This is a genomic window from Marivita sp. (assembly GCF_022763305.1).
Taxonomy (GTDB): Bacteria; Pseudomonadota; Alphaproteobacteria; order Rhodobacterales; family Rhodobacteraceae; genus Marivita.
The window spans coordinates 1-23,398 of sequence record NZ_JALEGT010000089.1 but is presented as its reverse complement, the minus strand read 5'-3'; the positions used below and the strand labels follow the sequence as shown (position 1 = coordinate 23,398).

The window sequence follows — 23,398 nt, the reverse complement described above, 5'->3', positions numbered from 1 at the left end:
GCGGCCATCGCGTTCCTGGCAACCAGCCTCATGCGCGGGCTGCGCGCCTGACGCCATCGAAGCTGTTGCCATTTAAGGGAAATGGCGGAGAGACAGGGATTCGAACCCTGGGTGGACTTGCGCCCACAACGGTTTTCGAGACCGCCCCGTTCGACCACTCCGGCACCTCTCCGCGGGGGTCTGGAGCGCCGTTTAGCTTCTGCGTCAGGCAGGCGCAACCTCTATTTCGCGCGAAATGCAGCCGAGTGTGATGATGCCTGCGGGTTGGAATTGCGCGGCGCGCGGCATAGGTGTGGACCATGCGGGCAAGGAGGGTCGGAATGATCGGCGCAGTGTTGAGGACGGCAGCAACCGGAGCGGCAGTGATCCTGTGGTCGCTGCCGGCATGGGCCAGCCCGAAAAATGACCTTCTGGACGCGCTTGGCGTGCCGCAGATCGTCAGTATCATGCGGCAGGAGGGCATGTCCTACGGCGACACGCTGGCTGAAGACATGATCCCCGGCGGGGGCACCGCCGGTTGGCGCGCCACGGTCGAGCGTATTTATGATGAAGACCGTATGCTGGCCACCGTGCAGGAGGTCTTTGCCGAAGAGTTCGGCGATGCCGAGATCGACCCGCTTCTGGCCTTCTTCACCTCCGAGACGGGGCAACAGATCGTCAGCCTCGAACTCAGCGCGCGCAACGCCATGCGCGAGCAGGAGATCGAGGACGCGGCGCGCGCGGCCTTCAACGACCTCGACGGGACGGCTTCCGAACCACTCGCCGCGATTGCGGATTTCGTGAACACGAATGATCTGGTTGAGGCGAACCTCGTGGGCGCGCTCAACGCCAACTACATGTTCTATCTCGGATTGGTCGACGGTGGTGCGCTGCAGATGAGCGAATCCGAAATTCTGACCGAGGTCTGGTCGGCCGAGGAGGAAACCCGCGCCGACACGCGTGAATGGGTCTATGCCTTCCTGCTGATGGCCTATCGTCCGCTCGAAGACGGGGTGGTAGAAGAATATACCGAACTGTCCCGAACCGAGGCGGGCCGCGCGTTGAACCGGGCGCTTTTTGCCGGGTTCAACAGGATGTATGACGATATCTCCTATGCGCTTGGCATGGCCGTGGCGCGCGCGATGCAGGTGCAGGAGCTTTAGGCGCGAAACGCGTTGACAAACGGGCGGCGGGATTCCATAAGCCGCCCACGCGAAAGTCGGGGCTTCGGTCCCGCCTTTTGTTTTTGGTGATAACGATGTCCCTGACGGGGCACGCTGTTCGAGGCGGGGCATGACCCCACAAACACCGCAGGGCGGGGCCACAGGACGCGGGTGACAAAGGAAGAACACGATGTTCGCGGTGATGAAAACCGGCGGCAAGCAGTACAAAGTCCAGTCGGGCGATATTCTGCGTGTCGAAAAGCTGGCAGCCGATGCAGGCGAGAAAGTCCAGTTCAATGAAATTCTGATGCTCGGTGGCGACAAGGTCGTCCTCGGCGCGCCTCTGGTGGACGGCGCTGCCGTTCAGGCCGAGGTTGTGGACCAGGTGAAGGCCGACAAGGTCATCAACTTCGTCAAGCGCCGCCGCAAGCACAGCTCCAAGCGGACCCGTGGCCACCGTCAGAAACTGACGCTGGTGCGTGTTCTCGACATCCTCGCCTCGGGCGCGGACAAGTCGGGCGTGAAAGCTGCCGTGGGCGCGGGCTCGGTTGCTGGCGTGGCTGTTGCTGCCGCCGCACCGAAGAAAGCCGCTGCTCCGAAGGCGGAAAAAGCTGCCGCGCCGAAAGCTGCTGCTGGCGCAGACGATCTCAAGCTGCTGTCCGGCGTTGGCCCGGCGCTTGAGAAGAAACTGCACGAAGCGGGCATCACAAGCTTTGCGCAGATCGCAGCATGGACGGACGCAGACGTCGAGGAATTCGGCGAAAAGCTGTCGTTCAAGGGCCGGATCGAGCGTGAAGGCTGGATCGAACAGGCCAAAGAACTGGCATCGAAGTAAGGAGACCTGACCAATGGCACATAAAAAAGCAGGCGGTTCATCCCGCAACGGTCGCGACTCTGCCGGGCGCCGTCTTGGCGTCAAACTCTACGGTGGCCAGTCCGCGATCCCCGGAAACATCATCGTGCGTCAGCGCGGCACCAAGTTCTGGCCGGGCGAAGGCGTTGGCATGGGCAAGGATCACACGATCTTCGCAACCGTCGACGGGAATGTGACCTTCCACAAGGGCCTCAAGGGCCGCACCTTTATTTCGGTCCTGCCAACGGCGGAGGCCGCGGAGTAAGCCGTCCTTAAGGGTTTTGTAAAATCTGGGGGGGATCGGCGAAATCGCCGGTCCCCCCTTCCGTTTTGAAACGGGGGGCTGTCCAATGTCTGCGATGAGGAGAGAGCAGATGAACGTGGAGACCAATGTGGAGTTCGACCAGCCGGTCGTTCAGGCCGACAGGTTCTGCCTGCGACCGTTGCAGGCGTCGGATGTCGGGCTGATCGAACACTACGCCAGCGACAAACGCGTGGCGACGATGACAACCTCGATCCCGCATCCGTTGCCCCCAGGTGCGGCGAAAGCCTATGTGGATCGCAGCCTGTCGGACAAACGGGACGAAGATGTCTGGGCCATCGACGGCACCGCTGCTGGCGGGTCCGAGGTCATGGGCCTCATTTCGCTCCAGCGGATGGATCGCAACCAGTCGGAAGTCGGCTACTGGGTGGCACCGCCGTTCTGGAACACCGGTCTCGCGTCCGAGGCGGTCGAAGCATTGGTCAAGGCCAACCCGCTGGGCAACGCCACGATGTTTGCCAGCGTGTTTCAGGACAACCCGGCCTCGGCCCGTGTTCTGACGCATTGCGGCTTTGAATATATCGGCGATGCGGAATCCTTCTCCGTCGCCCGAAACGCAACGGTCAAAACCTGGACCTATCTCAAACGTATGGGCTGACGCGCGGTTGCAAACCGGATAGACCGCGCACAGGCTCGCTCAAAGGCTAACACATGAAGTTCCTCGACCTCTGCAAAGTCTATGTCCGCTCTGGTGCGGGTGGAAATGGCTGCGTCAGTTTCCGACGTGAAAAGTTCATCGAATTCGGCGGCCCCGATGGCGGCGATGGCGGCTGTGGTGGCGATGTCTGGGCCGAAGCGGTCGACGGGCTGAACACGCTTATCGACTTTCGCTACCAGCAGCATTTCTTTGCCGACAATGGCCGTTCCGGTGCCGGGCGCCAGCGCACCGGGGCTGACGGCGCGGACATCGTGCTCAAAGTGCCGGTCGGCACCGAGATCCTCGACGAGGACGAAGAAACGGTGATCGCCGACATGACCGAACTGGGCCAGCGCGTCTTGCTGGCCAAGGGCGGCAATGGCGGCTGGGGCAACCTGCACTTCAAGACCTCGACCAACCAGGCCCCGCGCCGCGCCAATCCGGGGCAGGAGGGCGTGGAACGCACGCTCTGGCTGCGGCTCAAGCTGATTGCGGATGTGGGTCTGCTGGGTCTGCCCAATGCCGGGAAATCCACGTTCCTTGCCGCCACATCCAACGCGCGGCCCAAGGTGGCGGATTACCCGTTCACCACGCTGCATCCCAACCTTGGGGTGGTCGAGGTGGACGGCGCGGAATTTGTCGTCGCCGACATCCCCGGCCTGATCGAAGGCGCGCATGAGGGCAGGGGGCTGGGCGACCTGTTCCTGGGCCATGTCGAACGCTGCGCCGCACTGCTGCATCTGGTCGATGGCACCTCGGGCACCTTGCTTGAGGATTACCAGACCATCATCGACGAGATCGAAGCCTATGGCGCGGGCCTTGCGGACAAGCCGCGCGTGACGGTGCTCAACAAGATCGACGCGCTCGACGACGAGGAACGCGCCTTCCTCAAGGAAGAGCTGGAGGGAGTGGCCGGGCACGGTGTGATGCTCATGTCCGGTGTGTCCAAGGAAGGTCTGACCGACGTGCTGCGCGCCCTGCGCAAACATGTGAAGATCACCCGCAAGCGCGAAGAAGCGGCCGAGGAGACCCAACCGTGGCAACCCTAGGCGATGCGCGCCGACTGGTCGTCAAAATCGGATCGGCGCTTCTGGTCGACAAGGCCAAGGGCACCTTGCGCCGGGACTGGCTGGTTTCGCTGGCCGAAGACGTGGCCCGCATCAAGGCGCGCGGCACGGATGTGATCCTTGTGTCCTCTGGCTCCATCGCCCTTGGGCGGGGCGTTCTGGGATTGCCGCTGACAGTACTGCCGCTCGAGCAATCGCAGGCGGCGGCGGCTGTCGGGCAAATCCGCCTCGCCCGCGCCTATGAAGAGGTGCTTGACCCGCACGGTCTGACCACCGCGCAGGTGCTCGTCACGCTGGAAGACAGCGCCGACCGTCGCCGCTATCTCAACAGCCGTGCCACGCTGGAAACCCTGATCGGCTTTGGCGTGATCCCGATCGTCAACGAGAATGACACCGTCGCCACCGACGAGATCCGCTATGGCGACAATGACCGTCTTGCGGCGCAGGTTGCCGCGACCGTGGGAGCGGACCAATTGGTGTTGCTGTCGGATGTCGATGGCTTCTACAGCGCCAACCCGCATGTTGACCCGACTGCCGAGTACTTCCCGGTGATCGACGCCATCACCCCCGAGATCGAGGCGATGGCCGGCGATGCCGGTTCGGGCCTGTCCAAGGGCGGGATGAAGACCAAGCTTATGGCGGCCAAGACCGCGACCGCGTCGGGCTGTGCCATGGCGATCACCGAAGGCTCTCGCCTGCATCCGCTCAAAGGGTTGGAAGAGGGGGCACGCGCGACATGGTTCACGCCCTTGATGGATCCGCACGCGGCCCGCAAACGCTGGATTCTCGCAATGAAACCGCAGGGTGCGCTGACCATCGACGATGGTGCCGCCCGCGCGCTTCAGCGCGGCACGTCGTTGCTGCCGCCGGGCATCGTTGCCGTCACTGGCAGCTTTGGTCGCGGCGATCCGGTGACCATCCGGGATGCCACCGGGCGCGAATTGGGCATGGGGCTCAGCCGCTACACCGCGACCGAAGCGCAGGCGATCAAAGGCCACAACTCGGCCGAGATCGAGGAAATTCTGGGCTACCCGGGTCGTGCCGTGGTAATACACCGTGATGATATGGCGATCTGAGCAGCGTCTTCTTTTCAAAAATATGTACTTCCGACTTCCGCAAAGGTTCTCCCGATGAAAGACCTCACAGACATCCCCGCCCTCATGCAGGATATCGGCGCACGCGCCAAGGCAGCGGCACGCGAACTGGCGTTTGCCTCGGCGGAACGCAAACACGCGGCGCTCATCGGCGCGGCAGAGGCGGTCTGGAAGAACCGCGCGGCCATCATCGAGGCCAATGCGAAGGACCTTGAGTATGGTCGCGACAAGGGCCTGAGCGACGCGATGATGGATCGGCTGCTGCTGAACGAGGACCGCATTCGCGGCATCGTGGACGGCCTGCGCGCGGTTGCCGAACAGACCGATCCAGTCGGTGCCGTGATGACGGAATGGGACCGCCCGTCCGGGCTGCACATCAAGCGCGTGCGCACGCCGCTGGGGGTTGTCGGGGTGATCTACGAATCCCGGCCCAACGTGACGGCCGATGCGGGTGCGCTGTGCCTCAAGGCCGGCAATGCGGTGATCCTGCGGGGCGGTTCGGAAAGCTTCCATTCTTCAGGTGCCATTCACGCCTGCCTTGTTGACGGCGTGGTCAAGGCGGGGCTGGCGGAAGACTCCATCCAACTGGTTCCGACACGCGACCGCGCGGCGGTCAGCGAGATGCTGGCAATGACCGATTATATCGACGTGATCGTGCCCCGTGGCGGCAAGGGTCTTGTCGGCCTTGTGCAGCGCGAAGCCCGCGTGCCGGTGTTTGCCCATCTCGAAGGCATCGTGCACATCTACGTCGACAAGGATGCGGACCCCGTCAAATCGCTGAACGTGATCCTGAACGCCAAGACCCGGCGCACCGGAATCTGCGGCGCGGCCGAGTGCCTTCTCATCCACAAGGATGTGGTCGACACGATCGGGCAGGGCGTCATTCGGGCGTTGCTCAAGGCCGAGGTCGAAGTGCGCGCAGATGACACCCTGCGGGCCATCGAAGGCACCGTCGCCGCGACAGACGCGGATTGGGGGTGCGAATATCTCGACAGCATCATCGCCGCCAAGGTCGTCGACGATCTCGACGCGGCCATCGACCACATCAACGCCTACAGCTCCAACCACACCGACTGCATCCTGACCGAAGACGATGCCGCGGCCGACAAATTCTTCGAACGCATCGACAGCGCCATCCTGATGCGCAACGCCTCGACCCAGTTCGCGGATGGGGGCGAGTTCGGCATGGGGGCCGAGATTGGGATCGCCACCGGCAAGATGCATGCGCGTGGCCCGGTGGGCGCCGAACAGTTGACCAGCTTCAAATACATCGTGGTGGGCGACGGCACGACGCGGACCTGAGGGCTTGTGAAGCATGACAGGGGCTGCTACCTGACATGAGCTAATCCGATACTTTTACTCGGAAAACTCGTGAGGCAGCAGTGACCGGCACCCATCCCCGGCTCGAGATCCGCAACATCGTGCGCGACTATGACGGCAAGCGCGTGGTGGATGACGTGTCCCTGGCAATCCAGCCGGGCCATGTGACCTGCCTGCTCGGTCCATCCGGGTGCGGGAAATCCACGACTCTGCGCATCATCGCGGGTGTGGATATGCAGACCAGCGGCACGATCCATGTGGATGGCAACCTGATCTGCGATACGGTCTATCGCGTGCCCCCGGAACGGCGGTCCATCGGTCTGATCTTTCAGGATTTTGCGCTTTTCCCGCACCTCACCGTGGGGGACAATGTGGGCTTCGGTCTGACCGGATCGCGCAAGGACAAGCTGCCCCGTGTGGGAGAGTTGCTCGAACGGGTGGGGCTGTCACACTACATCAACGAATATCCGCATCAGCTGTCTGGTGGGGAACAGCAGCGCGTCGCCCTGGCCCGCGCGATTGCGCCGCGCCCGTCGATCATGCTGATGGACGAGCCGTTTTCCGGTCTCGACAACCGTTTGCGCGATGGCATCCGTGACGAGACTCTTGCCTTGCTGAAGGACGAAGGCACTTCGGTTCTTCTGGTCACACATGAACCGGAAGAGGCGATGCGCATGGCCGACGAGATCGCGCTGATGCGCGACGGCAAGATCGTGCAGCGCGGGGCGCCCTATAACATCTACAACGCGCCCGCCGACAAGGCGGCGGTTGCGTTCTTTTCCGACATCAACCTGCTGACCGGCACGGTGCGCGGCGCGCTGACCGATACACCGTTCGGGCAATTCCTGGCCCCCGGTGTGCCGGATGGCGGGCAGGTCGAGATCGTGTTCCGGCCCCAGCATGTGGGCATAGACTTCGACCGTCACGGGCGCGGGCCAAACCCGACGCCCCTCGCTGGCACACCTGCGCGCGGTGTGGTGGAACGCGCACGCTTCATGGGCTCGGAAAGCCTCGTGGAATTCCGGATGGACTATGACCAGAGCATCATTCGCGCCACGGTTCCGAACGTGTTTCTGCCGAAGCCCGGGACTGTGATGTGGCTGACCGTGCGGCGCGACCGGTGTTTCGTGTTCCGCAAGGACAGCGGGTCTGTCATCCGGACCTAATCTTCGCTTTCCGGCGGTGTCGTGAGAGTGATTTCGCCACTGTCTGCCATCGCGCGGATCGCTTTCACCACGCTGCTCATGGCGCTTTCGGCATCTTTTGGCCTGACGTCTCCCAACTCCTCAGACAGTTCGCGAAGAGCGTCGGACAACCGTTTGGACATGTTCGACAAAATGAAATCGACACTGCGTCGGTCGACCTCGGCGATGGCACCGGCGATGACGCGGGCCAGCGTGTCCTGATCCACATCACGGGTGATCTTCGGAACGTCGATGGCGTTCAGTCTGTCGGGGATGTGGGCGAAGGTGAAGATGGATTTTCGGACCTGTTCCGCGAAGCCTTTGTCGTCCTCGTCCAGCGCTGTCAGCAGACTGTCGCGCGTGGCTGCGCGCGAGAAGTTGAGGATGGCGCCGACCCGTTCCGACGGCTGTGCGCGGAACGCCTTGGGCGGTTCCGAATCGAGCTGCGCCGCGAGGCTCAGGCCAATACGCTCCACCGCGTCGGGGGTGACGGCGTCGGTCATGGACATCGCGTAGGTGATGCGGCGCGCCATATCGCCGGGCAGTGCGCTGAGCAACTCCGCCGCCTTTCCCACGTCGAGCTTTGCCACCATCACAGCCGAGACCTGGGTCGATTCGGAGGTGACAAAGGTCTTGAGTCGGGCCACTGGCAAATCCGCAAGGCGTTTCCACGGATCGCCCATCTGCTGCACACCTGCTTCCTTCCGCAGGCGGGCGGCGGTCTGAGCGCTGATCTTGCCGTCGAGCGCGGACAGAGCCCCGGCCATGTCCCCCGGAAACGACAGCCCGATCGACTCCAGCTCTTCGGTGAATTCGGCGATCACGGCATGCATCGTGTCGCGGTCGATATATCGCATTTCGCCCAAGAGCTGCGTCAGCTGGATCTGCAGGTCCTCGGGCAGAGCCGTCAGCGGGACATTGGCGCCTTCCTTGAGCATGAATTGCACGATGATGGCGGCCTTGGCCCGGCGCGACAGACGCGTGGACGGGGCCGCCACGGCACGGTCCGCTGCGGGTCTGGCAATCGGGGTCAATTGTGTCATGGGCCGCTCTCCTTGCTGCATGCGAAGGATTAGGCGGGGAAGTTTAACAAAGCGTCAGCAGGTTTGGTCGGCGCAGTCGCGAGCAAGAACATCTGGACGGCGGCGCGCAAGGTCGGGTCTCCGTCAGATTGGTGCCCCGTGGCGCGTGGGCCAAAAAGAAAAGACGGCCATGCCGGCCGTCCTCAGGTCAGAATGAGACGCGTGTGTCTCAGCCGCTCACGACCTTGCAGGTGTTCGTGTCCGCGTCATAGACGGTGCCTGCGGCACAGGTCATGGCGGTTTCTTCGTGGCCGGAGCAGGCTGCAAGCCCCGCCGTCGCCGAAGCGAGGGTCAGTGCGAGAGTAGTCAGAAGTGTCTTGATGGTCATCAGTCAGTCTCCTGTTGTGAACGTCCGAAAGGTAGCATGGCTTCTGCATTTGGCAAAATGTTAGATGCTCAGGCGCTCAGAGGCCGGTAGACGCTGATCATTTCATAGGCTTTGCGAGGGCCGGATACCTCCCACTTGGCCTGCCAGATCGGCCAGCCGTCGAAATCGTAGTGTACGATATAGGTGTCCGGATCACACCAATGCGACGCGGCCCGATCCGCGCTGCCAAAGCTGTGAAAGAAGCGCCCGTCCTCGAATTCGACCGTCAGCCTGCCGCCGTCTTCGCGCCAGCGATACCGGCGCTCGGCAAGAAAGGGCGCGTGGCCCGGCAGATGCAGGTGTCCGGTTTCATGATAGGCCAGCCCATCGCCATCGGGGCGAAAGACGGCGGTGCCCTCGAATTGCCCGGTGGTGCCTGCCAGATGGTCGCGGATCCGTCGGTCGATCTGCCAGCGTCCCTCGAACTCCGACAGCGTCGGGGCCGTTGCAACGATCATGATATGGCCCGAGTGCAATCGGTCAGGGCAAAGCGTCTCATTCAGGTTGGCCTCTCTTGTCGCGCTCCGGTCGGCAGTCTAGGAGGGCGCCAGATTTCCGCAAGTCAACCGATGAAAGGATCGCGTTCATGATCCCCCGCTATTCCCGCCCCGAGATGGTGTCGATCTGGGAACCCGCCACCAAGTTCCGCATCTGGTACGAGATCGAGGCCCATGCCTGCGATGCGATGGCCGATCTGGGTGTGATCCCGCGCGAGAATGCCGAAGCGGTCTGGAAAGCCAAGGATGTCGAATTCGACGTGGCCCGCATCGACGAGATCGAGGCGGTGACCAAGCATGACGTGATCGCCTTCCTGACCCATCTGGCCGAACATGTGGGATCGGAAGAGGCGCGCTTCGTGCATCAGGGCATGACGTCGTCGGACGTGCTCGACACCTGCTTCAACGTGCAGCTTGTCCGCGCCTCGGACATCCTGATCAAGGACCTCGAAGGCCTGCTGGCCGCGCTCAAGCGCCGCGCCTTCGAGCACAAGGACACGGTGCGCATCGGCCGTTCGCACGGCATCCATGCCGAACCCACGACGATGGGTCTGACCTTTGCCCGCTTCTACGCCGAGATGGACCGCAACCTGAGCCGGATGCGCGACGCCCGCGCCGAGATCGCCACGGGCGCGATTTCCGGTGCCGTCGGCACCTTCGCCAATATCGACCCCCGCGTCGAAGAGCATGTCTGCGAAAAGCTGGGTCTGGTACCCGAGCCGATCAGTACGCAGGTGATCCCGCGCGACCGGCATGCGGCCTTCTTTGCCACGCTCGGCGTGATCGCGAGCAGCATCGAAAACGTCGCCATCGAGATCCGCCACATGCAGCGCACCGAGGTGCTGGAAGGGGCGGAGTTCTTCTCGATGGGCCAGAAGGGCTCGTCGGCGATGCCGCACAAGAAGAACCCGGTGCTGACCGAGAACCTGACGGGTCTTGCCCGCATGGTGCGCTCCGCCGTGATTCCCGCGATGGAGAACGTGGCGCTCTGGCATGAACGCGATATTTCGCATTCCTCGGTCGAGCGGATGATCGGACCGGATGCCACGATTACGCTCGATTTCGCGCTGGCCCGTCTGACCGGTGTGATCGACAAGATGCTGGTTTTCCCCGAAAACATGCTGGAAAACATGAACAAGTTTCCGGGTCTCGTGATGTCGCAGCGTGTGCTTCTGGCGTTGACCCAAGCAGGGGTGAGCCGCGAGGATGCCTATACCTTCGTGCAGCGGAATGCGCTCAAGGTCTGGGAACACCGGACCGATTTCAAGGAAGAGCTGCTGAACGATGCGGATGTGCGCAAGGCGCTGAGCGCCGAGGAGATCGAAGAGAAATTCGACCTCGGCTATCACACCAAGCACGTGGACACGATCTTCGCCCGGGTGTTCGGCGAGTAAGCCCGCTCGAACGGGCTTGAAGAAAGCGGCTTCGAAGCCGCTTTCTTACGTCCTGTCGCAAGGACGTGGCGAAGGCGCTTCGAAGCGCCTTGCCGCCTATTTCAGATGATCCACAACCATCAGGTGCTGCGCCAGCGTCTGGACCTCGTCCAGCCAGCGCTCGACCAGTTTGGGATCATGCGGGGCAGGGCTGACCCCCGGTGGAATCTCGCGGTTGAGCACCGCTTCGATGGCCAGCGACACCGGCACCGACACCAGCCGCGCCATCGCCGTTCCGCGCGCATCGCCCCAGGCATCCATCACATAGGTCTTGTGCCAGACCGGACGGCCCTCTTTCTCGGCCAGCAGGTCAACGCACAGCACCACCCGGTCGGCCTCGTCCGGCCCGTAGGCGTTCTTCTCCAGCAGCTCTGCCGCCATTTCGGCCAGACGGTCATCGCTGGCGGTGCCCACCTCGGCGAAGATGTCGGCCCAGGCATCCGCCCAGCCGTTCAGGCGCAGGGTGCCCCGGACGAATTCCTTGACTTTCCATGTCGGCTCGAACCGGTAATCGGCCATGAAGGGCAGGCTGTCGCGGTTGGGATAGACCTCGAACGCCTCGGGTTGCGGCAGCGGCGCGTCGTAGCGCGTGATCGCATCCCAAGGGCGTTTGACCTCAAGCTCGGTATAGTGCCGGATCGACCGCGACGGAGAGCGCAGCGCTTTCAGAACCCCGACAGGCGCCCAGCTGAACTTGTAGCGGAACGCGTTGGCGACCTTCGGTACGCCGCCGCAATAGGATTTGAAAGAGATAACATTTTCAGGATCATACGCGGCGCTCTTGCGGTAATCCGTAACGAGATGATGGGCCATCAGATGGTCGATCCCGGGATCCAGCCCCACCTCGTTGACCAGCACCACACCCGCCTGTTTGGCCGCCGTATCCAGCGCGCGCATCTCGGGCGCGATATAGGAGGACGACACGAAATGCGCGCCGTGGTCGATGGCCATCTGCGCGAGTTGCACATGCCAGTCGCCGGGCAGCATCGACACGATCACGTCCCCCGCGCTCAGCCTGGCGGCAAGCGCCGACGGCTCAAACGCATGAATGTCTTCGGTCAGGTCGCCCACCGCCGCCTTGGCCTTGTCCAGTGTCCGGTTCCACACCGTCACCGCATGGCCGTTCTGGATCAGCCGCCGCAGGCCGGGGACCGAGGACAGGCCCGTGCCACACCAATGGATCGTCATGTTGTCACCTTCCGGATATGCGTGTCGAAATAGGTCTTCGCGCGCCCCCAGACGTCCTCGTCGATGGCGCCAAGTGTCTTGAGATGCGGCAGAAGCTGCGCGGCGAAGTCTTCCGAGGACTCCCGCGGCATCAGCGAGGGCAGATTGTCGATGGCCATGACATCAAGCGGCGGGTCCTCGCACACCCGCGTGACCGGCGCAGCCCAGCTTGTCACGTGATCGTAGACCTTGATCGGAGAGAAATCGCTGTCCGGATCGCAGGCGATGTCGCCGATGACAGACAGCGCCCGGGCGCGGTCGCAGCTGTCCTCTGGCACAAAGACCGGTGTGCCGGGACGGGCAAGGATGCAGTTGAAAAACAGTTCGTGATCAAGAACTTCCGGGAATGGGCCACCATGGGCGGTTTCGGCCATGTCCCATTTCGTGACCGACAGTCCGACCGCTTCGCAGAGGTCGGTGGCCCCGGTCCCCACACGTCCCAGCGCACCGATCACAAGGGCCTTGGGGGTGGCACCCGCCAACGCCGCCTTCACGTCGTCCCGCATCGCGGCAGACGAGGGCCATGTGTCGACCGGGGGGCAGGGCGTGCCCGCCCGTTGCGCCGCATAGGCCAGAAGGGACACGGCCGCACCGGCATAGCCCGCCCAATAGCCAAAGGCGGCAACGCGGCGCCCATCGGGATCTTCCAGGTATTCGAGGTCATAGAGCGTGCCGCCCCCGGCCTTGAACCGTGCCAGCAGCCGCTGTCCTGCGGGTTGCCCCTTGTAGGCATGACCGAACATGATGTGTCGGTGACGCAGGGGTGACCCATTATCCGGTAATTCCTTTAACCCGAAAACAACGGCATCCTCCGGCGCATCGACCCAGCTTCCCTCCGGCGCGATCTGCGCGCCCGCCGCGTCATACTCGGCTATCGGGATCACGCGGGTCGGGCTGTCTTCGACCGTGACGGTCATTCCCTGCGCGATCAGCGCCGCCACCCCGTCGGGCAGAATGCCCACCCGTTCTTCGTTTTCGCGGCTTTCCGCGCGCACCCAGAGATGGGTCATGCTATCCCCTCATTCCGACTCGCCGCAGCCTAGCCAGCGCGGATGGCAGACAAAAGCCCTGTCCCGTGCTTCTTTGGGCCGTTCCGTCGAATGCGCTCAGATATGCGTCTGGGCAAACAGCCGGTCCGGCGTGTCCAGATGCGGCAGGGCATTGAACTGGGTCAGTGCCAATTTGCCTCCCATCGGCAGCCATGCGCTGACCGACGTGTTCTGGATCGACAGGCACACATGGCTGAAAGCCGTCATGTCGAGCCCAAGCGTCAGGCGCATCGCCATCCCGATCAGCCCGCCCGATGTCACCACGAGGGACCGGCCGGGCAGGGCGCTGATGTCTTCCAGCACGTCGCGCACGCGGGCTTCGAAATGATCGAACCGCTCCGGTGCGCCTTCGAGCTTGCCCTCCTGCCAATGCCGGAACAGGCAGGGCAGGTGCTCGACAAACCCCTCCCGATCGCTGGGCAGCGTGATGCCGTGCTGCTCTGCAAGAAGCTGCGACAGGGTGAAATACTCCAACTCGTTCAACCGTTCGTCACGGGTTATCGGGCCGGGCGTCTCAGCCGCGATGCCGTCCGCGGTTTCCACATGCCGCCGCAGAGTCCCGGTCCAGACATGCGCAAACACATCGCCGCGCTGGCGGAAATGTGCGCCCAGCCAACCGGCTTGCTGATGCCCGAGCGGACTCAGGCGATCATAGCCCCCTTCGTCGCGGGCAGCGGTGTTGGCCTGTCCGTGGCGGACCAGAACGATGTGCGACATGCGGCTACGACCTTCGCAGTTCAAAAAAGAAAACGCGCCCGGCAGGCGGGCGCGTCGCGTGCCTGATCCGACCGATCAGACTTCGTTCATGATCTGCGCCTTGGCCTCGATCAGCAGCTCGGCCATCTTCGCGCGAATCTCGTCGTCACTGGCCTTGCCGCCCAGATCGCCGGACACCTTGCGCACGACGTCCTCGTGACCGGCTTCCTCGAAATCGGCCTTGACCACTTCCTTGGCATACTCGGCAGCTTCGTCGCCGGATTTGCCCATCAGGCCTGCGGCCCAAAGACCCAGCAGTTTGTTGCGGCGCGCTTCGGCCTTGAACTGCATTTCCGCGTCATGGGCGTACTTGTTCTCAAAGGCGTTTTCACGATCATCGAAGGTCGACATGAGGGGTTCTCCCGGAGATGTGTTTGCGGTTGGCTCTGGTATGGCCCGACGCGACGGGCGGTTCAAGTGCGTGCGTTGCTTGCGGCACGGTCCGGCATGCACTAAGAGGCACTCGAACAACGCCGTTTTCCCCTCGGGACGACGGCAAGACGCATTCCGCATTCGTGCCCTTGGCGCATTCACAGAAAGACCCCACATGGCCCGTCGCAAGAAGATTTACGAAGGCAAAGCCAAGATTCTTTACGAAGGCCCCGAGCCGGGGACAATCGTCCAGTATTTCAAGGACGATGCGACCGCGTTCAACGCAGAAAAGCGCGACGTGATCGACGGCAAAGGCGTGCTGAACAACCGCCTGAGCGAGTTCTTCATGCTGGGTCTCAACTCCATCGGGGTGCCGACACACTTCCTCAAGCGGTTGAACATGCGCGAGCAGCTGGTGCGCCAGTGCGAGATCATCCCGCTCGAGGTCATCGTGCGCAATTTTGCCGCTGGCACCATGGCCAAGCGTCTGGGCATCGAAGAGGGCACGCCGCTGCCGCGCCCCATCGTCGAATACTGCTACAAGGATGACAAGCTGGGCGATCCGCTGGTCACCGAAGAGCACATCGCCGCTTTCGGCTGGGCCAGCCAGCAGGACATGGACGATATCCTGAGCCTCGCGCTGCGGGTCAATGATTTCATGTCGGGCCTCATGTATGGCGTCGGAATCAAGCTTGTCGATTTCAAGATCGAGATCGGCCGCGTCTATGACGGCGATTACCAGCGCCTCGTCGTTGCGGATGAAATCAGCCCCGACAGCTGCCGCCTCTGGGACATCGAGACCGGCCGCAAGCTCGACAAGGACGTGTTCCGCCGCGATCTGGGCAACCTGACGGATGCCTATACCGAGGTGGCCCGGCGCCTGGGCGTGATGCCGCAGAACGCGACACCGATGGAAAAGCCGAAGCTGATCAACTGACACGGCGTCCGGCGACGGGCGTGAGACTGCGTATTTGGAATGAGACGACGGGGGCAGGGGCACTCCCCCGGACAAATCGGAGACTATCATGAAGGCACGTGTGCATGTGATGCTGAAGGACGGGGTTCTGGACCCGCAGGGCGAGGCCGTGCGCCATGCGCTTGGTGGGCTGGGCTTCGACGGTGTCGGGCAGGTGCGTCAGGGCAAGGTGATCGAACTCGATCTGGCCGACGGCACGACCGAGGACACCGTGCGCGAGATGTGCGAAAAGCTGCTCGCCAACACGGTGATCGAAAGCTACCAGATCGAGCTGCACTGATGCGCGCCGCGGTTATCGTCTTCCCCGGCTCGAATTGCGACCGGGACATGGCCGTGGCCTTCCGCGATGCCGGCTGCCAGGTCGAGATGGTCTGGCACAAGGACACCGCGTTGCCGTCCGGGATCGACATCGTCGGCATCCCTGGCGGGTTTTCCTTCGGCGATTACCTGCGCTGCGGTGCCATTGCTGCCAATTCCCCGATCTGTGCCGAGGTCAAGGCGCACGCCGAGCGGGGCGGGTTTGTCCTGGGGATCTGCAACGGCTTTCAGGTGCTGACCGAAACCGGGCTTCTGCCGGGCGCGCTTCTGCGCAATGCCGGTCTGAAATTCATTTGCAGGACCGTGCCTCTGACCGTCGGCACGGCCGACAGTGTTTTCACCAGCGGGTATCAGGCAGGTCAGCAGATCGACATCCCCATCGCCCATCACGATGGCAACTACATCGCGTCGGACGAGGTCGTGGCCCAGCTGAGTGCCGAGGACCGGATCGCCTTCCGATACGCCGACAATCCCAACGGGTCCACGGCGGATATCGCGGGCATCCTGTCGGGCAATCGTCGCGTGCTTGGGATGATGCCGCATCCCGAACGGGCAGCGGATGAAAAGCACGGCGGCACCGATGGCAAAGCCATGTTCGCCAGCATTGCCGGAGCGCTTGCGGCGGCTTGACGCCGGTTGACGCAGGCGTGACGCGGCGCCGCTTGAGAGGCGGTCTGTATTTGCATATCTTGGCGCAATGGCCATGGGCACTTCATTGACGCGACACGCCCCCCGGACAGGCTCCCTGTCCTGGCGGGTCCGCGTCGCCCTCATCCTTCTGACCGCTGTGGCCGTCGCCACGGTGTTCGTCACGAACCGCTTCCTTACGGACCGCTTCACCGAAAGCACCCGCAACCGCGCGGAGCTGCGCCTGGCGCTGTACTCCGGCAACCTCGTGTCCGAGCTGCGCCGCAACGCCATCGTGCCGCAGCTTCTGGCCCGCGATCCGGCGCTGATCGGAGCGCTGAACTCGGGTGATTTCTCGCAAAGCTCGCAGCGCCTGATTTCGTTCGTCGACGAGATCGGTGCGGCCTCTCTCATGCTGCTTGACCGCGACGGTCGCACAGTTGCTGCCACCAACCGCGAACGGCTGGGCGAACAGCACCGCAGCCAAGCCTATTTCGTCGAGGCGCTGCGATCGAACGCAACGGTTTTCACGTCGCAGCGGCAGGAAGTGGGCAGCTACAATTTCAGCTATTCCCGCCGCATAGAAAGCCAGGGGCAATCCATCGGCGTGATCGTGGTCGAGGTGGATCTGGCCAAGTTCGAACGCGCCTGGGCGGGGATTTCCGACGCGGTTCTGGTGACCAACAGCGAAGGCGAGATCATCCTCGCGACCGAACCCCGATGGCGGGGCCAGACCGTGGCCACGGCGCTGGAACGCGAACCCGCAGACAGCGCCATCGAACGCGCGATCCGCGCCACCGCCGATTGGACGGCGCTTCCGGCCGACGCCTACTTTCAGGGCGAGGCCGTGATGCGGATCGAAGGACGCATCCCGTTTCGGGGTTGGAACATGGTGTCCTTCACCACCTATGCCAGCGTGCGCGAACGGGTGAATGCGGTTCTGGCGCTCGAGATCATGGGATTCGCGATTCTGATGGCGCTCGCCTTTTATGCGCTCAGCCGCAAGACGGCGCTGCGCATGGCGCTCTTCCAGCGCGAGTCGGCAGAGCTTCGCGCATTGAACCAGCGGCTGCAGCGGGAAATCGCCGAACGCGAGCGGGTGCAGGAAACCCTTGCCGTTGCGGAACAGACGCTGGCACAAAGTTCGAAACTCGCGGCTTTGGGCGAGATGTCGGCAGCGGTCAGCCACGAGCTGAACCAGCCCCTCGCAGCGATGAAAACCTATCTTGCCGGAGCCAAGCTTCTGATGCGCCGCAACCGCGCCGAAGAGGCGCTGGCCGCATTCAGTCGGATCGACGATCTGATCGAACGGATGGGTGGCATCACGCGCCAACTCAAAAGCTATGCGCGCAAGGGCCAAGAGGCGTTTTCCCCTGTGAACATGGGTGATGCGCTGGCCTCCAGCCTGTCGATGATGGAGCCGCAGCTGAAATCCCGCAAGGTCAAGATCACCAAGATCCTGCCCGAGGACAAGGTGCTGGTCATGGGCGACCGGATGCGCATCGAGCAGGTGATGGTGAACCTGCTGCGCAACGCGCTCGATGCGACCAAGGCGGTGTCGGACCCACAGCTTGAGATCATCCTCGCCAGCGGTGAGACGGCCACCCTGACCATCCGCGACAACGGGCACGGGATCGAGGATCTCGATGCGCTGTTCGAGCCCTTCTACACCACCAAGCAGCCGGGCGACGGTGTGGGGCTGGGGCTTGCCATTTCCTCGGGGATCGTCAACGACCTTGGCGGGCGGCTGCTGGCCCGCAACGCCGAAGAAGGCGGGGCGGTGTTCGAAATGCAGTTGCCGATCTTGAATGACCAAACGCAGGCGGCGGAGTGACCCCCATGGGAAAAGCCATGAAGATTGCCATTGTCGATGACGAGAAGGACATGCGCCAGTCGATCAGCCAGTGGCTGGCACTGTCGGGCTATGACACCGAAACCTTCGCCAGTGCCGAAGAGGCGCTTGGGGCGGTGGGCGCGGATTATCCGGGGATCGTGATCTCGGACATCAAGATGCCCGGAATGGACGGCATCCAGCTTCTGCGCAAGCTGATGGGCTCGGACAGCGCGTTGCCTGTCATCATGATCACCGGGCACGGCGATGTGCCCATGGCGGTCGAAGCGATGCGGATCGGGGCGTTCGACTTCCTGGAAAAACCCTTCAACCCGGATCGCATGTCGGACCTTGCCAAGAAGGCCACCAATGCGCGCCGCCTGACGCTCGACAACCGGGCGCTGCGCCGCGAGTTGGGGGACGGCACGCAGATGATGCGCAAGCTGATCGGCACCAGCCCCGCGATGGAGCGCCTGCGCGAAGACATTCTCGATCTGGGACAGGCTGATGGGCATGTGCTGATCGACGGCGAAACCGGCACCGGCAAGACACTTGTGGCCCATGCGCTGCACGCGGTGGGCAGCCGCGCGGGCAAGAAATTCGTTCTGATCTCCTGCGCCGCAATGGACGAGGATTCCCTCATCCGGCGTCTGTTCGGCCCGATGATGCCGGAAGACAACCGACTGCCCGCCGTTGAAGAGGCACGGGGCGGAACGCTGGTGCTTGAAGACATCGAGGCGCTGTCGGACGCGGCGCAGGCGCGTCTGCTCACCATGATCAACGATCAAGGCACGCCGCCGGAAACCCGCATCGTCGCGATCTGCAATCTTCAGGACGAGGGCCGCACCTGCGAAGACGCGCTGCGCCCCGATCTCTACTACCGGCTGGCCGCGCTCAAGATCACCGCACCGCCGCTGCGCAACCGGGGTGAGGACATTCTGACGCTCTTCACCGCTCTGGCCGATCAGTTCGCCGATGAATACGGCTGCGACGCACCGCAGGTCAGCGCGCAGGAGGCCGCGCAACTGCTGCAGGCCCCGTGGCCCGGCAATGTGCGCCAGCTGATCAATCTTGCCGAACGCGCGGTGCTGCAATCGCGCCGGGGGACAGGCACCATCGCGTCGCTGCTGATGTCCGACCACGACGAGATGCAGCCGGTGATGACGACCGAGGGCAAGCCTCTCAAGGAATATGTCGAGGCGTTCGAGCGGATGCTGATCGACAACACAATGCGCCGCCATCGCGGGTCGATTGCGTCGGTGATGGAAGAGCTGTGCCTGCCGCGCCGGACCCTGAACGAGAAGATGGCCAAGTACGGTCTGCAGCGGTCGGATTACCTTTAGGCGGACAAGCGCCTTCGAAGGCGCTTGTCACGCGGTTTCGAAACCGCGTTGCGAAGGCTTTTCGAAAAGCCTTCGCAGATCATCCAGCGGCACGCATCAGCATCCCGTAAAGATCACGCGGATCGTCCGGATCGGCCAGCAGGTCGAGCGGCAGGTTCAGCCCGGTCTCGCGCGTCAGATCATGCACCACCCGCAGCGCCGAGAAATCCTCGATCGCAAACCCCACGCTGTCGAACAGCGTAATTTCCCGCGCATCGCGGCGACCCTGGACTGCTCCGGTCATGACCTGCCACAGCTCCGTCACCGGATGGTCCGTCTCCAACTGCTGGATCTCGCCTTCGATCCGCGTCTGCGGCGGGTATTCCACAAAGATCGACGACCGGTGCAGGATCGCCGGGGCCAGTTCCGTCTTGCCCGGACAGTCGCCACCGATGGCGTTGATGTGCACGCCGCTGCCAACCATGTTGTCGGTCAGGATCGTCGCGTATTGCTTGTCGGCCGTGCAGGTGGTCAGGATCTGTGCGCCCTCGATGGCCTCTTCCGCGCTGGTGCAGGCGACGATGGTCAGGCCCGTTCCAGCAAGGTTCCCGGCGCATTTCACCGTTGCCGCCGGGTCCTTGTCAAATAGCCGGACCGTGTCGATCCCGCAGATCGCCTGCATGGCGATGCTCTGGAATTCTGCCTGCGCGCCGTTGCCGATCATCGCCATCGTCGTCGCCCCCTTGGGCGCGAGGTACTTGGCCGCCACCGCCGACATTGCCGCGGTGCGCAGCGCCGTGAGCAGGGTCATCTCGGACAGCAGAACCGGATATCCCGTATCCATATCCGCCAGCAGCCCGAAGGCGGTGACGGTCTGCAGCCCTTCGGACGTGTTCTTGGGATGCCCATTCACGTATTTGAACGCATAAAGCGTGTCGTTTGCCGTGGGCATCAATTCGATCACACCCACCGGGCTGTGGGCCGCGACACGAGGTGTCTTGTCGAAGCTTTCCCAGCGGCGGAAATCCTCTTCGATGGCCTTCGCGATCCGGCGGATCATCTCGGCAAGCCCCACGCGATGCACAAGCTGCATCATGTGGTCGACCGACACGAAGGGTACCAGAGCCTTGTCTGACGGTTGCATGGCGGCCTCCTCAGATCATGCGCGGGGTGGGGCGGTCGAAGATGCGACGCCCCAGCGCCGAGGCGGCAAGATCGACCATCAGCTGCGCCGTGCGACCACGCTCATCAAGCATGGGGTTCAGTTCCACCAGATCAAGTGAGGTCATCAGCCCGCTGTCACACAGCATCTCCATCACCAGATGCGCCTCGCGCACTGTCGCACCACCGGGCACGGTGGTGCCCACGGCAGGCGCATAGGCCGGGTCGATGAAGTCCACGTCGAGCGACACATGCAGCGCGCCACCCGCCTTGGCGACATCCTCGAGGAACGGCCTCAGCAACGCCGCCACACCGGATTCGTCGATGGCGCGCATGTCGTAGCCGCGCACGCCGGTGTCAGCCATCAACTCACGTTCCGGCAGATCGACGGACCGCAAGCCGATGATGCAGGTCTGGCTGGGCGGCACGATGGCGGGCAGGGCAGGGAAGCCGTCAAATCCGCTTTGCCCCGTGGCATAGGCCAGCGGCGTGCCATGCAGATTACCCGATGCGGTGGTCTCCAAAGTGTTGAAATCGCTATGCGCGTCGAGCCAGAGCACGAATTGCGGACGCCCGTCCTGCGCGGCATGAGCGGCAACGCCGGGCACCGTGCCCAGCGACAGCGCGTGATCACCGCCCATGAAGATCGGCAAACCTTGCTGGATCGCCTCCTGCGCGGTGCGCATCAGGGCAGTGGTCCAGCCGATGGTTTCCGACAGGTTCACCAGACCGTCGCGTTCGGGGATGTCATTGGCATCTGGCGCGACATTCCCCAGATCGGTCACGCTGTGCCCCAGTGCCGTCAGAGCGCGGGCGATGCCGGCGGTGCGATAGGCATCCGGGCCCATCAGGCAGCCCTTGCGGGCCTTGCCGCAATCCAGCGGCGCGCCGACCAATACAATGTTCTGTGACTGCGTCATTCCTGTCCTCATGATCCAAGGGAAGCTTTGATCGCGGTATAGGACACAATCCGGGCAATCTAGAACTGGTCAAAGTGATCAATTCGGGATACAATTTACCAAAATGGCAAGTTCTACGATCACTATGGACAGCACCGACAAGAAACTGATCTCGATCCTTCGCCATAACGGGCGTGCGTCGGTGTCCGATCTGGCCACCACGCTGAACCTGTCCCGCGCCACCGTGCGGTCGCGGCTCGACCGCTTGCAGGCGTCAGGGGATGTGGTGGGCTTCACCGTCGTCCTCAAAGACGACGTCGCACAGGACCCGGTGCGCGCGCTGATGATGATCGGGATCGAGGGGCGCGGCACCGACCGCGTGCTTCGCCAGTTGACCGCCTTGCCGGAAGTGCGGGCGCTGCATTCCACCAATGGGCGCTGGGATGTGATCGCGGAGCTTGGCACCGAAACACTGGAGGCTCTGGACGACGTTCTGTCCCGCATCCGCCGGTTCGACGGGGTGTCTCAGTCCGAGACCTCGCTGCTGCTGTCGACCCGAAAAAGCGGTGCTTAGGCCGGACGCCGTGCCGCTGCGATCCATAGCCCCACAAGGATCAGCGAAATCACCATGTTCCAGCTGGCCATGGACAGGCCGAGCATCTGCCACGGCACCTCGTCACAGCGCACGAGCGGCGCGTTCATGATCTGATCAAAGAGCTCGTCCGTCGACAGCCCCCCGATCGGGCCCGAAGTGCAGGTGGTCGGACCTTCCCACCAGCCGCGTTCGACCCCGGTGTGGTAGGCCCCGACGGCCGCCGTGGCGAACGCCGCCAGAGCGCCCAGCCACGCCAAGGCTGCATTGCCAAACCGCAGGGCGATCAGACCGATCCCGATGGCCACCACATGCGGATAGCGTTGCCAGATGCACAATTTGCAGGGCGGCAACCCGCCGATATACTGGAACGCGAAGGCCCCCAGCATCAGCGCCAAAGACCCACCCGCCGCGAGCAGCATCAAGGCTCTTCGATCCAGAGTCACAGGAACCTCACCACGTAGAAGCCTCCGATCAGGATGACGACGAAGAGGGTAAAGACAAGGCCCAGGCGCTTTTCGATGAACGTCCGGACCGGCTCGCCGAATGCGCGCAACAAACCTGCGACGACGAAAAAGCGCAAGGCCCGCGCGATCACGGATGTGACAACAAAAGTTGTCAGCGGCATCGCCGTCCAGCCGGACATGATGGTGATCACCTTGTAGGGGAATGGCGTGACCCCGGCGATCAACACCGCCCAGAAGCCCACGCCGTTGAAACGGTCGTTGAATTCGACCATCGAGTCCGCCTTGCCCAGAGCCGTCAGGATCGGTTGGCCGATGCTCTCATAAAAGAAATATCCGATGGTATAGCCCAGCATGCCCCCCAGCACCGATGAGACCGTCGCCACCAGTGCGATCAGCCACGCCCGCGATGGCCGTGCAAGGATCATCGGGATCATCAACACATCGGGCGGGATCGGGAACACCGAGCTTTCGACAAAGGCCACGATGGCCAGCACCCAGAGGGCGCGAGGATGGTCGGCCAGGGACATCGTCCACTGATAAAGACGCTGCAACATGACGGGCTCCGCAAGGCATTGCCGGGCTAAGACCACGCGGCGGCAGAGCGGTCAAGCCCGACGCGCGCAATTGCGTTTTTGCGCTGGACGACGTCCATCAGCTTGGATAGGGATTGCGCGTGGCCCAAGTGGCGGAATGGTAGACGCAGGGGATTCAAAATCCCCCGCTGGCAACAGCGTGCGAGTTCGAGTCTCGCCTTGGGCACCACCTCATCAAACCTGTGTCCCGACCCGTGCGGCCCGTCACCT

General features: G+C 63.2%; 26 protein-coding genes and 2 tRNA genes. 16 read left to right on the top strand and 12 right to left on the bottom strand.

All coding sequences use genetic code 11. The annotated features are described in order from the left end of the window. Positions 1-82: 82 nt before the first annotated feature. Positions 83-172: transfer RNA gene (locus tag MRY75_RS16310), tRNA-Ser, on the bottom strand. Between the two features lie 148 nt (positions 173-320). Here MRY75_RS16310 and MRY75_RS16305 point away from each other — a divergent pair. The 8 genes from MRY75_RS16305 to MRY75_RS16270 all read left to right on the top strand — a co-directional run bounded on the left by MRY75_RS16305 (position 321) and on the right by MRY75_RS16270 (position 7,601). Further along, positions 321-1,142 carry a DUF2059 domain-containing protein gene (locus MRY75_RS16305; protein WP_292309064.1) on the top strand — a complete coding sequence of 274 codons (822 nt, stop codon included), beginning with the start codon at positions 321-323 and terminating at the stop codon, positions 1,140-1,142. A 190-nt stretch (positions 1,143-1,332) separates the two neighbouring features. After that, positions 1,333-1,977 (top strand): 50S ribosomal protein L21, encoded by a 645-nt coding sequence (locus MRY75_RS16300; RefSeq protein WP_292309063.1) that lies wholly within the window; start codon positions 1,333-1,335, stop codon positions 1,975-1,977. 13 nt (positions 1,978-1,990) lie between these two features. After that, positions 1,991-2,260: a 50S ribosomal protein L27 gene (gene rpmA / locus MRY75_RS16295; RefSeq protein ID WP_292309062.1), complete on the top strand. Its 270-nt coding sequence runs from the start codon at positions 1,991-1,993 to the stop codon at positions 2,258-2,260. A gap of 109 nt (positions 2,261-2,369) precedes the next feature. After that, positions 2,370-2,915 carry a GNAT family N-acetyltransferase gene (locus tag MRY75_RS16290; RefSeq protein ID WP_292309061.1) on the top strand — a complete coding sequence of 182 codons (546 nt, stop codon included), beginning with the start codon at positions 2,370-2,372 and terminating at the stop codon, positions 2,913-2,915. 53 nt (positions 2,916-2,968) lie between these two features. After that, complete coding sequence (obgE, locus tag MRY75_RS16285) at positions 2,969-4,003, top strand: GTPase ObgE (protein WP_292309060.1); 1,035 nt, start codon at positions 2,969-2,971, stop codon at positions 4,001-4,003. Beyond that, entirely contained in the window at positions 3,991-5,097 is a 1,107-nt protein-coding gene (gene proB / locus MRY75_RS16280) for a glutamate 5-kinase (RefSeq protein WP_292309059.1), read from the top strand. Before obgE ends, proB begins: the two co-directional genes overlap by 13 nt. A 54-nt stretch (positions 5,098-5,151) precedes the next feature. Continuing rightward, a complete protein-coding gene (locus tag MRY75_RS16275) occupies positions 5,152-6,417 on the top strand; it encodes a glutamate-5-semialdehyde dehydrogenase (RefSeq protein WP_292309058.1) in 1,266 nt (421 codons plus the stop codon). An 80-nt stretch (positions 6,418-6,497) separates the two neighbouring features. Then, on the top strand, positions 6,498-7,601 hold the full coding sequence (locus tag MRY75_RS16270; RefSeq protein WP_292309057.1) for an ABC transporter ATP-binding protein: 1,104 nt from the start codon (positions 6,498-6,500) through the stop codon (positions 7,599-7,601). On the opposite strand, the gene MRY75_RS16265 is transcribed toward MRY75_RS16270, so the two are convergent. From MRY75_RS16265 to MRY75_RS16255, 3 genes are all read right to left on the bottom strand, one after another. Continuing rightward, on the bottom strand, positions 7,598-8,662 hold the full coding sequence (locus MRY75_RS16265) for a FliG C-terminal domain-containing protein (RefSeq protein WP_292309056.1): 1,065 nt from the start codon (positions 8,660-8,662) through the stop codon (positions 7,598-7,600). The two genes, MRY75_RS16270 and MRY75_RS16265, sit on opposite strands and share 4 nt — an antisense overlap. A gap of 208 nt (positions 8,663-8,870) precedes the next feature. Then, entirely contained in the window at positions 8,871-9,029 is a 159-nt protein-coding gene (locus MRY75_RS16260; RefSeq protein ID WP_292309055.1) for a carbohydrate-binding module family 14 protein, read from the bottom strand. 68 nt (positions 9,030-9,097) lie between these two features. Continuing rightward, positions 9,098-9,526, bottom strand: coding sequence for a DUF6314 family protein (locus MRY75_RS16255; protein WP_292309054.1), 429 nt, complete (start codon positions 9,524-9,526; stop codon positions 9,098-9,100). Positions 9,527-9,654: 128 nt separating this feature from the next. On the opposite strand from MRY75_RS16255, the gene purB reads away from it, so the two are divergent. After that, positions 9,655-10,959 carry an adenylosuccinate lyase gene (gene purB / locus MRY75_RS16250; protein WP_292309053.1) on the top strand — a complete coding sequence of 435 codons (1,305 nt, stop codon included), beginning with the start codon at positions 9,655-9,657 and terminating at the stop codon, positions 10,957-10,959. Between the two features lie 96 nt (positions 10,960-11,055). Here the strand turns inward: purB and MRY75_RS16245 are convergent, their stop codons facing one another. The 4 genes from MRY75_RS16245 to MRY75_RS16230 form a co-directional block, all read right to left on the bottom strand. Further along, a complete protein-coding gene (locus MRY75_RS16245; protein WP_292309052.1) occupies positions 11,056-12,186 on the bottom strand; it encodes a saccharopine dehydrogenase family protein in 1,131 nt (376 codons plus the stop codon). Next, a complete protein-coding gene (locus MRY75_RS16240; RefSeq protein ID WP_292309051.1) occupies positions 12,183-13,235 on the bottom strand; it encodes a saccharopine dehydrogenase in 1,053 nt (350 codons plus the stop codon). The genes MRY75_RS16245 and MRY75_RS16240 overlap by 4 nt, the downstream gene beginning before the upstream one ends. A 96-nt stretch (positions 13,236-13,331) precedes the next feature. After that, the gene (locus MRY75_RS16235) at positions 13,332-13,991 is read right to left on the bottom strand and encodes a histidine phosphatase family protein (RefSeq protein ID WP_292309050.1); all 660 of its coding nucleotides are present in this window, start codon (positions 13,989-13,991) and stop codon (positions 13,332-13,334) included. A 75-nt stretch (positions 13,992-14,066) separates the two neighbouring features. Next, positions 14,067-14,381, bottom strand: coding sequence for a DUF1476 domain-containing protein (locus tag MRY75_RS16230; RefSeq protein WP_292309049.1), 315 nt, complete (start codon positions 14,379-14,381; stop codon positions 14,067-14,069). 196 nt (positions 14,382-14,577) lie between these two features. Here MRY75_RS16230 and purC point away from each other — a divergent pair, with 196 nt between their 5' ends. The 5 genes from purC (at position 14,578) to MRY75_RS16205 (ending at position 19,497) form a co-directional block, all read left to right on the top strand. Continuing rightward, positions 14,578-15,339, top strand: coding sequence for a phosphoribosylaminoimidazolesuccinocarboxamide synthase (gene purC, locus MRY75_RS16225; RefSeq protein WP_292309048.1), 762 nt, complete (start codon positions 14,578-14,580; stop codon positions 15,337-15,339). An 88-nt stretch (positions 15,340-15,427) separates the two neighbouring features. Next, a complete protein-coding gene (purS, locus tag MRY75_RS16220) occupies positions 15,428-15,658 on the top strand; it encodes a phosphoribosylformylglycinamidine synthase subunit PurS (RefSeq protein ID WP_292309047.1) in 231 nt (76 codons plus the stop codon). After that, positions 15,658-16,326, top strand: coding sequence for a phosphoribosylformylglycinamidine synthase subunit PurQ (gene purQ, locus MRY75_RS16215; protein ID WP_292309046.1), 669 nt, complete (start codon positions 15,658-15,660; stop codon positions 16,324-16,326). Before purS ends, purQ begins: the two co-directional genes overlap by 1 nt. 73 nt (positions 16,327-16,399) lie before the next feature. Further along, positions 16,400-18,157: an ATP-binding protein gene (locus MRY75_RS16210; RefSeq protein ID WP_292309045.1), complete on the top strand. Its 1,758-nt coding sequence runs from the start codon at positions 16,400-16,402 to the stop codon at positions 18,155-18,157. A 5-nt stretch (positions 18,158-18,162) separates the two neighbouring features. Next, positions 18,163-19,497, top strand: coding sequence for a sigma-54 dependent transcriptional regulator (locus MRY75_RS16205; protein ID WP_292309044.1), 1,335 nt, complete (start codon positions 18,163-18,165; stop codon positions 19,495-19,497). 79 nt (positions 19,498-19,576) lie between these two features. Here MRY75_RS16205 and MRY75_RS16200 read toward each other — a convergent pair whose 3' ends face one another. Further along, positions 19,577-20,620, bottom strand: a complete 1,044-nt coding sequence (locus MRY75_RS16200; protein WP_292309043.1) for an ornithine cyclodeaminase — start codon at positions 20,618-20,620, stop codon at positions 19,577-19,579. A 10-nt stretch (positions 20,621-20,630) separates the two neighbouring features. After that, a complete protein-coding gene (gene rocF / locus MRY75_RS16195; RefSeq protein WP_292309042.1) occupies positions 20,631-21,557 on the bottom strand; it encodes an arginase in 927 nt (308 codons plus the stop codon). A gap of 124 nt (positions 21,558-21,681) precedes the next feature. Between rocF and MRY75_RS16190 the strand changes: the two genes are divergently transcribed. Continuing rightward, positions 21,682-22,110, top strand: a complete 429-nt coding sequence (locus MRY75_RS16190) for an Lrp/AsnC family transcriptional regulator (protein WP_292309041.1) — start codon at positions 21,682-21,684, stop codon at positions 22,108-22,110. Here MRY75_RS16190 and MRY75_RS16185 read toward each other — a convergent pair. Next, positions 22,107-22,550: a disulfide bond formation protein B gene (locus MRY75_RS16185; RefSeq protein WP_292309040.1), complete on the bottom strand. Its 444-nt coding sequence runs from the start codon at positions 22,548-22,550 to the stop codon at positions 22,107-22,109. The genes MRY75_RS16190 and MRY75_RS16185 overlap by 4 nt on opposite strands. A 20-nt stretch (positions 22,551-22,570) precedes the next feature. Then, positions 22,571-23,149 carry a YqaA family protein gene (locus MRY75_RS16180; RefSeq protein ID WP_292309039.1) on the bottom strand — a complete coding sequence of 193 codons (579 nt, stop codon included), beginning with the start codon at positions 23,147-23,149 and terminating at the stop codon, positions 22,571-22,573. A gap of 122 nt (positions 23,150-23,271) precedes the next feature. Between MRY75_RS16180 and MRY75_RS16175 the strand changes: the two genes are divergently transcribed. Then, positions 23,272-23,357 (top strand) — tRNA-Leu (locus MRY75_RS16175). Positions 23,358-23,398: the final 41 nt, after the last annotated feature.